Here is a 14,222-nt window from a genome sequence, read left to right as displayed (position 1 = left end):
GGCCCCCGACAGCGGTGGCGCGATCGTCAGTTCGCCGAAGCGTCGCCGGTGGGGGCGACCGGCGGCAGCCCGCGCTTGGCCCGTTCCTCCGCCTCGATCCGGGAGTACACCTTGCGCTCCGTGCGGTCGAGGCGGATGGCACCGCGCAGGATGAAGAAGAAGACGACCGAGACGACGAGGGTCGGCAGGATCGCCCACAGCATCGCGGTCCAGGTGGCATCCATGCTCCGAGGATACCCGCGGCGGCTGGGCGAACGCCCGTGCAGGCCTTCTCCCCACGGCACCGATGCGCGGAATGATCCACGATCGAGCGATTCCGCCCCGCGCCGGACGACCCCCGCGCGCCACTCTCGACGCATGACAACCACCGTCGTTCGGGCCACCTCGTCGCCCGCTTTCCTCGCCCTCGTCCCGCACCTGCTCGAATGCACGCCGCGCGAGAGCCTCGTCGTCGTCCCCTTCGGCCGGGGCCGCTCGCTCGGGGCGATGCGCGTCGATCTCCCGCCGGCCGGTGACGCATCGACCGAAGACGGCGTGGCCTCGACCGTCATCGGGATGGCCTGCAAGGTCGCCCGCACCGACGCCGTCGCCATCGCCGTGTACACCGACGACGTCTTGACCGGCGGGGCCCACGCTCCCCACACCGGGATCGTGGATGCGGTGCGCGCCCGGGCCGACATCTGCGGACTGCGCGTCGTCGACGCGCTCGCCGTGGGCGCCGACGGATGGACGAGCTACCTCGATCCGTCGGCGGAGACGCGTCCCCTGAGCGAGATCCAGGATGCCGCGCGCCCGGAGCTCGCGGGCGACGTCAGCGGCGACCACCTCGCCGCCGCCGGGCTGCCCGCGTCATCCGTCGCCGACGCCGAGCGCGTGGAGCAGCTTCTGATCGACGTGGAGCACTCCCTGAGACGCTCGCGCGACCGTCGCCGGCTCTCCCCCGCTCGGCGGGCAGCCGCCGAAGCGGTCGCGGCCGAGATCGCCGACCCGCCGGCCCTGTTCGAGAACGTCGTCACCCTGCCTGGAGAGCACGTCGAGCTGTCTCAGCTGGCAGCGCTGGCCTTCTGCCTCGAGCGACCGGCGCTGCGCGACGTCGCCCTCATGCAGTGGACCGGAGACCTGGCGACCGGCGACGCCGTGTTCCGTGCCCAGACCGCGTTCCGCGGCGGCGAGTCCGTGCCGGAAGATCTCGCCCGCCCGATGTGGGGCGAGGGCGCGTGCCCCGATCCGGCGCGGCTACGCATCGGGCTGGAGCTCTGCCGCCGGGTCGCGTCACTCGTGGTCCGGGAACGGCGACCGGGGCCCCTCGCGGCGTGCGCGTGGCTCGCGTGGGCGACGGGGCGCTCGACGCACGCCGCCGCTTACGCCGAGGCCGCCCTCGAGATCGACGGCCGGCACGGTCTCAGCGACATCATGCGCACCATGATCGACGCCGGACGCCTTCCCGAGTGGGTGTTCGAGCGTCCTACTTCACCAGCGGGAACAGGATCGTCTCGCGGATCCCGAGTCCCGTGATGGCCATGAGCAGTCGGTCGATCCCCATGCCCATCCCCCCGGTGGGCGGCATGCCGTGTTCGAGCGCGCGGAGGAACTCCTCGTCGATGGGCATGGCCTCCGCATCACCGCGGGCGGCGAGCTTCGCCTGCTCGGTGAAGCGGTGACGCTGGATGACCGGGTCGACGAGCTCCGAGTAACCGGTGGCCAGCTCGAAGCCGCGCACGTACAGGTCCCACTTCTCCACGACTCCGGCGATCGAGCGATGCTCGCGCACGAGCGGGCTGGTGTCGACGGGGAAGTCCATGACGAAGGTCGGACGGGTGAGGCCGGGCTTCACGAAGTGCTCCCACAGCTCTTCGACCCACTTGCCGTGCGTCTCGTGCGGCGGGGCATCGACCTCGTTCTCGGCACCGAGGGCCCGAAGCTCCTCGAGGGGGGTGTCGGGCGTGATCGAGCGGCCCGCGGCCTCCGACAGCGAGTCGTACATCGAGATGCGGTCCCACTCGCCGCCGAGGTCGTACTCGGTGCCGTCGGCCCACGTCACCGTGGTGGAGCCGGCGACCGCGACGGCGGCATCCTGGATCAGGGTCTGCGTGAGGTCGGCGATGCCGTTGTAGTCGGTATAGGCCTGGTAGGCCTCGAGCATCGCGAACTCGGGGCTGTGCGTGGTGTCGGCGCCCTCATTGCGGAAGTTGCGGTTGATCTCGTAGACGCGGTCGATGCCGCCGACCACGGCGCGCTTCAGGTAGAGCTCCGGCGCGATGCGCAGGAAGAGCTCCGTGTCGAAGGCGTTGGAGTGCGTCGTGAAGGGCCGGGCGCTCGCGCCGCCGTGCTGCACCTGCAGCATGGGCGTCTCGACCTCGACGAAGTCGCGCTCGGTGAACGTGCGACGCAGGCTCTGGTTGACCTTGGCCCGGGCGAGCACCGTCGCGCGGGCGCGGTCGCGCACGATGAGGTCGAGGAAGCGGCTGCGAACCCTGCTCTCCTCGCTCAGCTCGGTGTGCAGGTTGGGCAGGGGCAGCACGGCCTTCGCGGCGATGCGCCACTCGGCGACCATGATCGACAGCTCGCCGCGGCGGCTGGAGATGACCTCGCCCGAGACGAAGACGTGGTCGCCCAGGTCGACGAGCTCCTTCCACGCCTGCAGCGATTCCTCGCCGACGTTCGCCAGCGAGACCATGGCCTGGATGCGGCTGCCGTCGCCCGCCTGCAGCGAGGCGAAGCACAGCTTGCCGGTGTTGCGGCTGAACACCACGCGTCCCGCGACGCCCGCGGTCTCGCCGGTCTCGTCGCCGGCTTCGAGCGCCCCGAAGCGCGCGCGCAGCTCGGGGATGGTCACCGTGACGGGCACGGCCACGGGGTACGGTCCACCGGCCGCGTCCGTGCGCTCGGCGAGCAGTCGCTCGCGCTTGGCCAGGCGTACCGCCTTCTGCTCGAAGACCTCGTCTTCGGTGGGTTCGGCGGCGTCGTTCGCGGGCGCGTCGGTCATCGTGAAGCTCCTCGGGGTCTTCCCCAGTCTATTCGCCGCGATCGCGCGGCCCGGGGCCACGAGCAGTCCGCCCGTCGTCGCCCGCCCACGGACGGGCCCCGCTGTCAGCGCAGCAAGATTTCAGCGTTGTCGGTGAGACGGTGCCCGCCCAAGGCCGGGCCCCGCTGTCAGCGCAGCGAGATCTCAGCGTTGTCGATGAAACGGTGCCCGCCCACGGTCGCCGCGATGAGAGCCAGCGCGCGCCCGCGGTGTCCGTCGTCGACGGGCAGGAAGGTGGCGGGATCGACGACGCTCAGGTACTCCAGCGCGATGCGCTGCTCCCCCATCAGCGCCGACTGGGCGGCCGCGATGCACGCGTCGACGCCGAGATCGGCATTGGATGCCGCGGCCTCGAGCGCCCGCGGCAGCTTGGCCGCCGCGCGACGATCGGCGGGCTCGAGCAGGCCGATACGGCTGGACACCGGCAGCCCGTCGTCGGTGCGCACGGTGGGCACCGTGGCTATCTCGACCGCGAAATCGAGGTCGCGCACCATGCGCTCCACGAGGAAGACCCGCTGGAGGTCTCGCTCGCCGTAGACGGCGACGTCGGGGCGCACCAGGTTGAACAGCTTCGCCTCGACGGTCAGGACGCCATCGAAGTAGAACGGGCGCACCCGCCCCTCGTACCGCAGACCCACGTCGCCCGCCGACACCCGGGTGGTCGCCGTGCCCGCGGGCAGCAACTCTGCCGCGCCGGGCGCGAAGACCACGTCGACGCCGAGGTCGCGGAGCACTCGCTCGTCCGCCTCCGGCGAGCGCGGATAGGCCGCCGTCTCGTCGGCGGTGCGGAAGCGCAGCGGGTTCACGAAGGTCGACACCACGACGACGTCGGCGCGCTCGCGCGCTTCGTGGACGAGGTCGACGTGGCCGTCGTGCAGAGCCCCCAACGTCGAGACGAGCGCGACGCGAGGGCCGCCGGACGAACGGTCTGCGCCTCGGATCTCGCCGAGTCGGGTGCGCAGATCCTCGAGGGTGCGGATCATCCGTCGATCGTAGCGTCGCCGCCGGGCGTGCGGCGCCCGCTGCCCTCGACGAGGGCCTGGTCGACACTCGACCTGACCAACGCCGAGAGGTAGCCGCCGGGGTTGTCGACCCCGACGCGGGCGAGCATCTCCGAGGACTGCCGCACGATCGAGCGTGAGAACTCCGTCGCCGTGGCGATCGCCTCGGCGTAGGTGGCGCGGTCGTCCTCCGCGACGACGACGGGTTCACAGCCCAACTCGACCGCCAGGGCCTGCGCGATGGGCAGCACCGGCGCCGGCGCCGTCACGGCGGCGTACGCCTGTGCGAGCTGGCGCAGGTCGATCGACGACGCGCCGGTGAAGGCGATGGCCGGGTGGATGGCGAGCGGAATGGCTCCCGACCGCGCAGCCGGGTCGAGCACGCGCGCGCCGTACGCGGGGTCGGTGTGCAGCACGAGCTGCCCCGGCTGCCAGGCTCCGAGCTCCGCGAGACCCGTCACGAGAGCGGGCAGCTGGTCGTGCGGAACGGCGAGGACGACGAGCTCGCTCCGTCTGACGACCTCGTCCGCGGTGAGGACCGGCAGACCGGGGAGGATCGCCTCGACCCGGTCGTCGTCCGATCCCGAGGTGATCCCCGTCAGGGCGTGCCCGGCGCCGGCGAGCGCGGCGGCGATCACCGGCCCCACGCGGCCGGCGCCGATCACCCCGACGCCGAGGCGTCCGTCGCGGCCGCTCATCCGGCCCACCGGTGACTGCGGTCGGTGGAGGCCGCCATGACGCTCGCCCGCGCGGTGCGCTCGAAGACGCGGACGACCTCGTCGCGATCGAGCGCGCCGACGGAGGTCTGCACCGTGCCGGCGATCACGTGACCGGTCAGGGTCGCCGCGCCGAACGCGCGGGCCAGCGGACCCTGCTGCACGCCGACCGACTGCAGGCGCGCCAGCGGCAGGATGCTGAGCGAGCGCCACACCCACCCTCGACGCATGAGCAGGGCCTCGTCGGTGAGCAGCACGCCGTTGCGCCGCCACGAGAACGGCCGCAGCCATCGCGCCCGCGGCGGGGTCGTCATGTAGGGGTCGTCGTCCACGGGACCCAGGATGCCGTCACGGAACACGCCCGTCCACTCGCCGCCGGTCAGGGCGGGCGCGAGGATCGCGAGCACGCGTTCGACGTCGTCGCGGGTACCGATCGGAAGGACGGCGGCGAACTGGTCGGTGCTGGTGTCGGTCGACGAACGCCCCGACAGGCGGTTCACCGAGACCGTCCACCACCCGAACGGCCGCCACATCAGGGGCTGGCGCACCTCGATCGCGTGCACGCGCCCTGGCGGCACGATCTCGGAGACCGTGGTGAAGAGACCGAAGGTGACCCGCACTCCGTCGCTCGTGGGCGCGATCGAATAGCGCAGACCACGCGCGATGGACCGCAGGTAGTACGCCCCGAAGGCCAGGAACATCGGAACGACGGTGAAGAGCAACCAGAGCGTCGACAAAGACGCCGCCACGACGATCCCGACGACCAGCGCGATCAGGAAGAGCGTCGACCCGCTCAGCACCCGGGATGCCACCAAACGGCCCAGCGGGATGCGCACGATGCTCTCCGGCTCGGCGTCGGAGAGGTCCTCCCCGTCGACGAGCCCCTGCAGGCCCGAGCCCACGGCCGCCGCGGCCTGGCGTGCGAGCGAAGAGCGCTCCGCCGCGGTCGCCGTGCCCGCGGCGAGACGGCGGCCGGAAGCGAGCCGCAGGATGTCGCCGCGAATGGCCTCGGCATCCTTTCCCGACAGGTACTCGAGCTTGACGTTCGCGTCGAGTCCGGCCCCCACGACCTCGAGCTTCGCGAGCCCGAGGAGCCGGGCGATCATCGGCCTCGTGAGGTTGACCCCCTGCACGCGGTCGAGCGGGGCCCGCCGATGGGTGCGGAAGAGCACGCCCGAGCGCACCTCCACGTCGTCGTCGCCGATGCGCAGCATGTGGAACCGCCACGACAGACGGAACAGCACGAGCAGCACGATGAGAACCACCAGGGCCGCACCGCCCGCGATGAGGAGGAGGTTGTTCGCGAAGAGGAAATCGACGGGGTCCGGCGGGATCGCCCCCGGCGGCAGATCGGTGAACGCGGGGAAGAGGAACTCCACGAGCCTCTCGCGCAGGTTCGCGACGATCAGGCCGATGATGACGAGCAGCGTCAGACCCCCGCGCAACAGCGGGGTGAGGGGATGCAGCCGATGCCACTCGCCGTCGCTGTAGGGCGAGCGCACGAGCGTCCGCGCCGGAGCGGGGAGCGGGCCGTCCGGGTCGCTCACAGTCCCGTCCGACGCGTCTCGGCCACGGCGACGAGCGTGTCGCGCAGATGCTCGGCCGCCTCCTGCGTGAGCCCCGGGATGGTGACGCCCGTCGACGCCGCGGCCGTGACCAGCTTCAGCTGGGCGATGCCGAAACCGCGGTCCAGCGGACCGTGCGTGATGTCCACGAGCTGCATGCGGCCGTAGGGCACCGCCACCACCCGCTGCCAGAGGATCCCCCGGCGGAAGACGAGATCGTCGCGGCGCAACTGATAACCGAACGAACGCGCCTGCCGCGGCGTGATGACGAGCCCCACCAGCGTCACGAGGAGGATGATCCCGGCGGGGATCCACTGCCAGCGCACCCCGGTGATCACCTGGGCCACGATGGCGGCGGCCAGCACGAGGACGACGACCGCGCCCTGGGTGATGAGCTGCACGCGCACGTAGGCACGGGCGAGCTGATACCAGGTGCCGTCGCCGAGGGGCAGGCGACGGCGGGAACGCGGCTCGAGGATCCGGTCGTACGTGCGCTCCCCGAGCACGGCGTCGTCGCCCGGGTCGGGTGCGGCGCTCTCCGACGGGCCGTGGTGCGCCGGCGCGTCGAGGCGCTCCGCGGGCGGCGCGTCCGCGTCGCCGTCAGGCCTGAACGGGTCCGGTCGGGGTGTTTCCGGGGGTGTCGTCATCGTCGTCCTTCCGGATGGTGCACAACTGCTCGGCGACGAGCCCCGCGACGACGAGGACGACAGCGCACACGAGCGTCGCGATGATCGTTCCCATCGAGCCTAGCGACGGAGTGACCGGCCGGGTCGTCAGGAAGACCAGGAGCCCCAGCGAGAACCCGAGCGACACCGCGCCCAGCAGCGACGACGCCTTCGCGAGCATCGCGATGCGCAGCGCCTGGAAGGGGTTGATGCGCCGCCCGCCGCGGTTCCGCGCCGCACGGTGCACCGGCACGGCCAGCATGACGATCACCACGCCGAGCAGGGCGAGGATCGTGGGCAGGCTCGCGGCGGGTGAGAACGTCGGTCGTCCCATCGCTGTCAGCAGCGTGTCGAGGATGAAGCCGACCGCGGCGCCGATGATGACGGCGATGGTCAGGATGCCGGCACCCGTGCGTTTCATCGTCGGAGCCCTTCCAGCAGGTCGGCGATGCGCCCTCGTCCGGGGATCTCGGCATCCGGATCCAACTCCGCCCAGGGGCCGAGCACGAACTCGCGCTCGTGAGCCCGCGGGTGCGGCACGACGAGGTCGGGGCCGTCGATGACGTCGTCACCGTACGCGATGAGGTCGAGGTCGAGGGTGCGGTCGCCCCAGCGCTCCCGCCGCACGCGCCCGTGCCGCGCTTCGATGCGGTGGAGGGATGCCAGCAGTTCCGCCGGAGCCAGTCGGGTCGTGAGCAGGGCGACGGCGTTCAGGTAACGCGGGGCGTCTTCGTCTTCGCCGTCGAGGGTCACCGCGACGGTCTCGATCGGTGTCGACACGCGGACGTCGTTGGTGAGGGTCAAGCGTCGCAGTTCGTCGACCGCCGCGGCCAGCGTCTCCGCGCGGCGGCCGAGGTTGGCGCCGAGCGCGACGACCGCGGTGACGGGCGTCGTCCGCGGAGCCTCGCCCGGGCCGTGCGCCAGTCGCACGCTCACGGGCGGACCCGCGTGATGGTCACCGCGACGTCGCCGAACGGCACCGGGATCGGCGCCTGCGGCTTGTGCACCGTGATGGTCACGGCATCCACGCGCTCGTCGGTCAGCACGTCGTCGGCGAGGCGCTGCGCGAGGGTCTCGAGCAGATCGACCGGTTCGCCCGCGACGACCGCGACGAGGCGCTCGGCCAGTTCGCCGTAGTGCACGGTGTCGGCCACGTCGTCGGTCTCGGCCGCGCGCCGCAGCGACAGGGCCAGCACGGCATCGACGACGAACTCCTGGCCCTCGCGCCTTTCGTCGGCGTACACGCCGTGGTACCCGTAGGCGCGCACGCCCGTCAGGGTGATGTGGTCGGCGGCATCCATCAGGCCTCCCAGGCGCGGGCGACGGCGAGCGCGTCGAGGGTGGTCGGGACATCGTGCACGCGCACCGCCCACGCGCCGGCCTGAGCGGCCAGGGCGCTGGTGACGGCGGTGGCGAGGTCTCGGCGGCCGAGGTCGGCATCGCCCTCGAGCACCTCGGCGAGGAACCTCTTGCGGCTGGTCCCCACGAGCACGCGGTAGCCGAGGGCGCCGAGTGCGGGCAGCGCCCGCAGCGTCTGCCAGTTCTGCGCACCGCGCTTGCCGAAGCCGATGCCGGGGTCGACGACGATCCGCGACGGGTCGATCCCCGCGGCGACCGCGGCGGCGACGCGCTCCTTGAGCTCGGCGGCGACGTCGCGGCCCACGTCGGCATAGTCGGCGCGGGCGTACATCTCGGCCGACGGACCGCGCCAATGCCCCAGCGCGATGTCGGCACCGGTCGCGGCGACGGCGGCCAACATCTCGGGGTCGGCGAGCCCGCCCGAGACGTCGTTGACCAGCCGCGCTCCCGCGTCGACCGCGGCGACCGCCGTCGAGGCGTTCATCGTGTCGATGCTCACGGACGAGCCCTCGGATGCCAAGGCCTCGACGACCGGCAGCACCCGCTGCTGCTCGACCCGGGGCGCGACGCGCTCGGCTCCCGGCCGCGTGGACTCGCCGCCCACGTCGAGGATTTCGGCGCCCTGCTCTCGCAGGAGCCGCGCGTGCGCGATCGCGACGTCGGGGTCGAGATAGCGGCCACCGTCGCTGAACGAGTCGGGGGTGACGTTGACGATCCCCATGACGAGGGTCACGCGCGCGCTCCGATCAACGCGACGAGTTCGGCCCGCGCCGTGGGTTCGGTGTAGACGCCGCGCGCGGCGATCGTGACCGTCGACGCGTCGGGCTGACGTCCGCCGCGCATGGTGACGCACTCGTGCGTGGCGTCGAGCACGACCAGCACGCCGCGGGCGTCGAGCGCCGAGGCGATGGCATCCGCGATCTGCTCCCCGAGCCGTTCCTGCACCTGCGGGCGGGCGGCCAGGATGTCGATGACCCGCGGCAGCGCGCCGAGGCCCACGACCTCTTCACCGGGCAGATACGCCACGTGGGCACGGCCACGGAAGGGCAGCAGGTGGTGCTCGCACATCGAACGGAAGGCGATGTCGCGCACCATCACCGCGCCGGAGGGCAGGGTGTCGGGCGCCGGCCCTCGCGACACCGAGATGGTGTGCTCGAGCGGGGCACCGGCATCCTGACCCACTCCGCCGAAGAACTCGGCCCAGGAGTCGGCCACGCGCGTGGGCGTCTGCCGGAGGCCGGGGCGATCGGGGTCCTCCCCGATCGCCTCCAGCAACTCACGGACGAGCGCCGCGATGCGTTCTCGATCGACGGCCACGGCGCCTCAGGCGGTGGCCGGGCGCGTCTGTCCGCTCGGACGGGGCTGCGCCTGGGCCTGCGTCTGCGCCTCGGCCTCGGTGGATGCCGCCACGCCCGCGGGCTGCTCGCGACGCGGCACGTTCACCGGCGGCAGCGTCGAGACGGGACGGTCGCCCGACGAGAGCCACTGCGGACGCGGGCTGAGACGCTTGACGTCTTTGAAGATGTCGGCCAGCTCGTTGTGGTCGAGCGTCTCCTTCTCGAGAAGGGCCAGCGCGAGCTTGTCGAGCACCTCGCGGTTGTCGTTGATGACCTGGTACGCCTCGTTGTGCGCCTGCTCGATGAGCGCGCGCACCTGGGCGTCGACGCGCTCGGCGATGCGCTCCGAGAAGTCGCGGCCGTGACCCATGTCGCGGCCCATGAAGACCTCGCCCGACGACGAGCCGAGCTTGACCGGGCCGACCTCGTTGGTCATGCCGTACTCGGTGACCATCTTGCGGGCGATGCTCGTCGCCTTCTCGATGTCGTTCGACGCGCCGGTGGTGGGGTCGTGGAAGACGATCTCCTCCGCGACGCGGCCGCCCATGGCGTAGGTCAGCTGGTCCTGCAGCTCGTTGCGGGTGACGGAGTACTTGTCGTCGAGCGGCAGCACCATCGTGTACCCCAGCGCCTTGCCGCGCGGCAGGATCGTGACCTTCGTGACGGGGTCGGTGTGGTTCATCGCCGCGGCCGCGAGCGCGTGACCGCCCTCGTGGTAGGCCGTGATGAGCTTCTCTTTGTCCTTCATCACGCGGGTGCGGCGCTGCGGGCCGGCGATGACGCGGTCGATCGCCTCGTCGAGCGCGCGGTTGTCGATGAGCTGCGCGTTCGAGCGCGCGGTCAGCAGGGCCGCCTCGTTGAGCACGTTGGCCAGATCGGCACCGGTGAAGCCGGGCGTCTTGCGCGCGACGACCTCGAGGTCGACCGAGTCCGACAGCGGCTTGCCGCGACCGTGCACCTCGAGGATGCGCTGGCGGCCCTTCAGGTCGGGGGCGTCGACGCCGATCTGACGGTCGAAGCGGCCGGGGCGCAACAGGGCGGGGTCGAGGATGTCGGGACGGTTGGTCGCCGCGATGACGATGACGTTGACCTTCGGGTCGAAGCCGTCCATCTCGACGAGCATCTGGTTCAGCGTCTGCTCGCGCTCGTCGTGACCGCCGCCCATGCCGGCGCCGCGGTGGCGGCCGACGGCGTCGATCTCGTCGATGAAGATGATCGCCGGGGAGCTCTCTTTCGCCTGGTTGAACAGGTCGCGCACGCGGCTGGCGCCGACGCCGACGAACATCTCGACGAAGTCCGAGCCCGAGATCGAGTAGAAGGGAACCCCGGCCTCGCCTGCGACGGCGCGGGCGAGCAGGGTCTTACCGGTTCCGGGAGGGCCGTACAGCAGCACGCCCTTCGGGATGCGGGCGCCGACCTCTTCGAACTTCTTCGGATCCTTGAGGAACTCCTTGATCTCGTCGAGCTCTTCGATGGCCTCGTCGGAGCCCGCGACGTCTTGGAAGGTGACCGTCGGCGTCTCTTTCGTGACGAGCTTCGCGCGCGACTTGCCGAACTGCATGACCTTGCTGCCGCCACCCTGGGCGCTGGACAGCAGCCACCAGAACAGCAGGCCGAGGAGCACGAGGGGGAGCATGAGTCCCAGGAATCCGTCGAACCAGCTGGGCTTGGGCACGACGTCGTTGAAGCCGTCGGAGGGGGCGGCGGCGTCGATCGCGTTCGCGACCTCGGCCGCGCGGGCCTGACCGTAGTAGAACTGCACGTTCTCGGCGCCCTCGAAGGGCTCGGAGAGCGTCAGATCGACGCGCTGATCGGGATCGTTCGTCACCACCTTGGTCACGGTGCTGCCCTTGAGCAGCTCCAGACCCTCCTTCGTCGACACCTGACGGGCGCCGGTGAGGTTGGAGATGAGGGAGAAACCGATGATCAGAAGCAGAACGACCAGCAGAACGTAGATGATCGGATTGCGCGTGATCTTCTTGAAATTCATGGTGGGCGAGCCCAGCCCTTTCGTGATCCTCCGCAGAAATGCGGTCGCATCAGGCTAACGTGTGTCGACTATGCCGGGCCTGTGCGTTCGTTTTGGGCGTACAGGGTGCCCGGCGGCCGCGCCGCCGGCCGTCAGGAGTAGACGTGGGGCGCGAGCACCGCGACGTCGCGGAGGTTGCGGTAGCGCTCGGCATAGTCGAGGCCGTAACCGATCACGAAGTCGTTGGGGATGTCGAAGCCGACGTACCGGCAGTCGACCTCGACCTTCATGGCATCCGGCTTGCGAAGCAGCGCCAGCACCTCGACCGAGGCCGCGCCGCGAGACGCGAAGTTCTCGAGCAGCCAGCTGAGGGTGAGGCCCGAGTCGATGATGTCTTCGACGATGAGCACGTGCTTGCCGGTGATGTCGGTGTCGAGGTCTTTGCGGATCTGCACCACGCCGCTGGAGCGGGTGCTCGCGCCGTACGACGACACCGCCATCCAGTCCATCGACACGTGCACGGGCAGGTGCCGGGCGAAATCGGCCATCACCATGACCGCGCCCTTGAGCACGCCCACGAGCACGACCTCGCGGCCGTCGTAGTCGGCGACCACCTGCGTCGCCAGTTCGGCGAGCTTGTCGTGGATCTGTTCCTCGGTGAGGAGGACTTCGCTGATGTCGTCGGAGATGTCGGCCGCGCGCATCCGCAAAGTCTATGTCGCGTCGTCTGCGAGACGGCTGGTCAGGATGCCGCGCGCGCGGTGATCTCGATGCCCGCCCCGACGCGACGGGCGACGCACCCGGGCAGGTCGATGGGCCCCTGCCCCTGCCAGTCCACGGCGAGCCGCGTGACCTCGAGCGTCTGCGTACGCGACAGGGCGGCGCCGAACTCGCTCTCGACGACGTAGCGCACGATGCGGTTGCGCAGTGCCGCAGGGTTGGCGGCGAGGGCTGCGACCGAGATCGAGATACCCGCTTCGGCGTGCTCGACGATGTCTTCGATCGTCTCGTCGATCATGTCTTGAAAGGCCTCGGCGTCTTCGCGCAGCTGCTCGGCGGTGCGCGCGAGCGCCTCGGCGACGCCCGGCCCGAGCTCCGCCTCCAGCACCGGCAGCACGCGCTCGCGCACCCGCACCCGCGCGTACGCGGGGTCGAGATTGTGCGGGTCGGACCACGGCTCGAGCCCCTCCGCGGCGCACGCAGCCTGGGTCGTTCGTCGATGGATGCCGAGCAGCGGACGCGCCCACCGCGGGCCCGTGGCATCCCGTCTCTCCGCTGGCATGCCTGCCAGGCTCAGTCCGCCCGATCCGCGCGCGAGCCCCAGCAGCACGGTCTCGGCCTGGTCGTCGAGCGTGTGCCCGAGCAGCACCGTGTCGGCGCCGATGTCGGCCGCCGCGCGCGCGAGGCCGGCATAGCGGGCCTCCCGGGCAGCGGCTTCGGGCCCGTCCGCCGTGCCGACGTCGACGGCGACGACCCTGGCGGCGAGCCCCAGGGCGCCGGCCTTCGCCGCGGCCGCCGCCGCCACGGCATTCGATCCCGCCTGCAGACCGTGGTCGACGACGACCGCCTCGGCCCGGATGCCGCGCCGCCCGGCTTCGAACGCCGTCGCCGCCGCCAGGGCGAGGGAGTCCGCGCCGCCCGACAGGGCGACGACGACGGGCCCGTCGACCGTGTCGAGCATCGCCCGCACGGCGCGGCGCACCTCGGCGACGGAAGGGTCGAGTCCGGGGCGGTGGTCCATGCCCCCACGGTATCGGCGCGCACCGTCTGGCGCGGCCCCGGGCGTCTCGCGCACAACTCCTGCAATCCGGTCCGCGCCGGCGACCTGGCGCCTCGTCAGGCCGACTCCGCAGGAGTTGTGCGCCCAACCCCGGCAAGCCGGTCCTCCGGCGATCCACCGCGGGCGGAATGAGCGGTGGTCGCAGTCGTGCAGGGTCACGGATCGGAGTCGACGCGGCCTCCCGGCTAGGCTGAGCGGCGAAATCCACAGACTTCAAGGAGCATGAGTATGGGCGCATACGACGCCGTCATCGAGATCCCCCGCGGCAGCCGCGTGAAGTACGAGGTCGACCACGGCACCGGCCGCGTCTACCTCGACCGCATCCTCTACACGGTGTTCGGCTACCCGGCCAACTACGGCTTCTTCGAGAACACCCTCGGCGAAGACGGCGACCCGCTCGACGTGCTCGTGCTGCTCGACCGCGAGCTGCACCCCGGCATCCTCGCGAAGGTGCGCCCCGTCGGCGTGCTGAAGATGAGCGACGAGGCGGGCGGTGACGACAAGGTCGTGGCCGTGCTCGCGAAGGACCCGCGCTGGGACCACATCCAGGACGTCGCCGACATCGACGAGTGGACCAAGAAGGAGATCACGCACTTCTTCGAGCACTACAAGGACCTCGAGCCCAACAAGTGGGTCAAGGTCGACGAGTGGGCGGATGCCGCCGAGGCCGAGCGCCTGGTGGGCGAGGCGTTCACGCGCTTCGACGAGCACGACGCGCAGACCAAGACGCAGGGTTCGGGCGAGGCTCCGAACACGCTCTGACGCTCCGCGTACGACGAAACCCCCGGTCGATCGACCGGGGGTT

At 71.3% G+C, this 14,222-nt stretch carries 16 protein-coding genes; 2 read left to right on the top strand and 14 right to left on the bottom strand.

The window, feature by feature from the left end; translation table 11 throughout:
- Positions 1-26 precede the first annotated feature (26 nt).
- A complete protein-coding gene (locus tag AS029_RS01350) occupies positions 27-224 on the bottom strand; it encodes a hypothetical protein (protein WP_058230812.1) in 198 nt (65 codons plus the stop codon).
- 133 nt (positions 225-357) lie between these two features.
- Between AS029_RS01350 and AS029_RS01345 the strand changes: the two genes are divergently transcribed.
- A complete protein-coding gene (locus tag AS029_RS01345; protein ID WP_058230811.1) occupies positions 358-1,515 on the top strand; it encodes a DUF4192 family protein in 1,158 nt (385 codons plus the stop codon).
- Here the strand turns inward: AS029_RS01345 and lysS are convergent.
- The 13 genes from lysS to tilS all read right to left on the bottom strand — a co-directional run bounded on the left by lysS (position 1,466) and on the right by tilS (position 13,378).
- The gene (lysS, locus tag AS029_RS01340; RefSeq protein ID WP_058230810.1) at positions 1,466-2,986 is read right to left on the bottom strand and encodes a lysine--tRNA ligase; all 1,521 of its coding nucleotides are present in this window, start codon (positions 2,984-2,986) and stop codon (positions 1,466-1,468) included. The two genes, AS029_RS01345 and lysS, sit on opposite strands and share 50 nt — an antisense overlap.
- Positions 2,987-3,153: 167 nt before the next feature.
- A complete protein-coding gene (gene panC / locus AS029_RS01335; RefSeq protein ID WP_058230809.1) occupies positions 3,154-4,008 on the bottom strand; it encodes a pantoate--beta-alanine ligase in 855 nt (284 codons plus the stop codon).
- Complete coding sequence (locus AS029_RS01330) at positions 4,005-4,724, bottom strand: DUF2520 domain-containing protein (protein WP_058230808.1); 720 nt, start codon at positions 4,722-4,724, stop codon at positions 4,005-4,007. The genes panC and AS029_RS01330 overlap by 4 nt, the downstream gene beginning before the upstream one ends.
- Positions 4,721-6,289 carry a PH domain-containing protein gene (locus AS029_RS01325; protein ID WP_058230807.1) on the bottom strand — a complete coding sequence of 523 codons (1,569 nt, stop codon included), beginning with the start codon at positions 6,287-6,289 and terminating at the stop codon, positions 4,721-4,723. Before AS029_RS01325 ends, AS029_RS01330 begins: the two co-directional genes overlap by 4 nt.
- Positions 6,286-6,954, bottom strand: coding sequence for a PH domain-containing protein (locus AS029_RS01320; RefSeq protein WP_082642090.1), 669 nt, complete (start codon positions 6,952-6,954; stop codon positions 6,286-6,288). The genes AS029_RS01325 and AS029_RS01320 overlap by 4 nt, the downstream gene beginning before the upstream one ends.
- On the bottom strand, positions 6,908-7,393 hold the full coding sequence (locus tag AS029_RS01315; RefSeq protein WP_058230805.1) for a DUF3180 domain-containing protein: 486 nt from the start codon (positions 7,391-7,393) through the stop codon (positions 6,908-6,910). The genes AS029_RS01320 and AS029_RS01315 overlap by 47 nt, the downstream gene beginning before the upstream one ends.
- Positions 7,390-7,908 carry a 2-amino-4-hydroxy-6-hydroxymethyldihydropteridine diphosphokinase gene (gene folK, locus AS029_RS01310; protein ID WP_058230804.1) on the bottom strand — a complete coding sequence of 173 codons (519 nt, stop codon included), beginning with the start codon at positions 7,906-7,908 and terminating at the stop codon, positions 7,390-7,392. The genes AS029_RS01315 and folK overlap by 4 nt, the downstream gene beginning before the upstream one ends.
- On the bottom strand, positions 7,905-8,273 hold the full coding sequence (gene folB, locus AS029_RS01305; RefSeq protein ID WP_058230803.1) for a dihydroneopterin aldolase: 369 nt from the start codon (positions 8,271-8,273) through the stop codon (positions 7,905-7,907). The genes folK and folB overlap by 4 nt, the downstream gene beginning before the upstream one ends.
- Entirely contained in the window at positions 8,273-9,064 is a 792-nt protein-coding gene (gene folP, locus AS029_RS01300; RefSeq protein WP_058230802.1) for a dihydropteroate synthase, read from the bottom strand. Before folP ends, folB begins: the two co-directional genes overlap by 1 nt.
- The gene (folE, locus tag AS029_RS01295; protein ID WP_058230801.1) at positions 9,061-9,648 is read right to left on the bottom strand and encodes a GTP cyclohydrolase I; all 588 of its coding nucleotides are present in this window, start codon (positions 9,646-9,648) and stop codon (positions 9,061-9,063) included. Before folE ends, folP begins: the two co-directional genes overlap by 4 nt.
- 6 nt (positions 9,649-9,654) lie before the next feature.
- The gene (ftsH, locus tag AS029_RS01290) at positions 9,655-11,658 is read right to left on the bottom strand and encodes an ATP-dependent zinc metalloprotease FtsH (protein ID WP_058230800.1); all 2,004 of its coding nucleotides are present in this window, start codon (positions 11,656-11,658) and stop codon (positions 9,655-9,657) included.
- A gap of 131 nt (positions 11,659-11,789) precedes the next feature.
- The gene (gene hpt, locus AS029_RS01285) at positions 11,790-12,341 is read right to left on the bottom strand and encodes a hypoxanthine phosphoribosyltransferase (RefSeq protein WP_058230799.1); all 552 of its coding nucleotides are present in this window, start codon (positions 12,339-12,341) and stop codon (positions 11,790-11,792) included.
- Positions 12,342-12,379: 38 nt separating this feature from the next.
- Positions 12,380-13,378: a tRNA lysidine(34) synthetase TilS gene (gene tilS / locus AS029_RS01280; RefSeq protein ID WP_058230798.1), complete on the bottom strand. Its 999-nt coding sequence runs from the start codon at positions 13,376-13,378 to the stop codon at positions 12,380-12,382.
- 267 nt (positions 13,379-13,645) lie between these two features.
- Between tilS and AS029_RS01275 the strand changes: the two genes are divergently transcribed.
- Complete coding sequence (locus AS029_RS01275) at positions 13,646-14,179, top strand: inorganic diphosphatase (RefSeq protein WP_058230797.1); 534 nt, start codon at positions 13,646-13,648, stop codon at positions 14,177-14,179.
- Positions 14,180-14,222: the final 43 nt, after the last annotated feature.

The organism is Microbacterium enclense (genome assembly GCF_001456955.1).
In the GTDB taxonomy this organism is placed as follows: Bacteria; Actinomycetota; Actinomycetes; order Actinomycetales; family Microbacteriaceae; genus Microbacterium; species Microbacterium enclense.
Note: the sequence above shows the minus strand (reverse complement) of the source record. Positions and strands in the feature narration are given on the sequence as shown.

Excerpts from the sequence above, each read along its gene's own strand:
- AS029_RS01350 (WP_058230812.1), bottom strand. The coding sequence starts at position 224 with ATGGATGCCACCTGGACCGCGATGCTGTGGGCGATCCTGCCGACCCTC.
- AS029_RS01345 (WP_058230811.1), top strand. The coding sequence starts at position 358 with ATGACAACCACCGTCGTTCGGGCCACCTCGTCGCCCGCTTTCCTCGCC.
- lysS (WP_058230810.1), bottom strand. The coding sequence starts at position 2,986 with ATGACCGACGCGCCCGCGAACGACGCCGCCGAACCCACCGAAGACGAG.
- panC (WP_058230809.1), bottom strand. The coding sequence starts at position 4,008 with ATGATCCGCACCCTCGAGGATCTGCGCACCCGACTCGGCGAGATCCGA.
- AS029_RS01330 (WP_058230808.1), bottom strand. The coding sequence starts at position 4,724 with ATGAGCGGCCGCGACGGACGCCTCGGCGTCGGGGTGATCGGCGCCGGC.
- AS029_RS01320 (WP_082642090.1), bottom strand. The coding sequence starts at position 6,954 with ATGACGACACCCCCGGAAACACCCCGACCGGACCCGTTCAGGCCTGAC.
- AS029_RS01315 (WP_058230805.1), bottom strand. The coding sequence starts at position 7,393 with ATGAAACGCACGGGTGCCGGCATCCTGACCATCGCCGTCATCATCGGC.
- folB (WP_058230803.1), bottom strand. The coding sequence starts at position 8,273 with ATGGATGCCGCCGACCACATCACCCTGACGGGCGTGCGCGCCTACGGG.
- ftsH (WP_058230800.1), bottom strand. The coding sequence starts at position 11,658 with ATGAATTTCAAGAAGATCACGCGCAATCCGATCATCTACGTTCTGCTG.
- hpt (WP_058230799.1), bottom strand. The coding sequence starts at position 12,341 with ATGCGCGCGGCCGACATCTCCGACGACATCAGCGAAGTCCTCCTCACC.
- tilS (WP_058230798.1), bottom strand. The coding sequence starts at position 13,378 with ATGGACCACCGCCCCGGACTCGACCCTTCCGTCGCCGAGGTGCGCCGC.
- AS029_RS01275 (WP_058230797.1), top strand. The coding sequence starts at position 13,646 with ATGGGCGCATACGACGCCGTCATCGAGATCCCCCGCGGCAGCCGCGTG.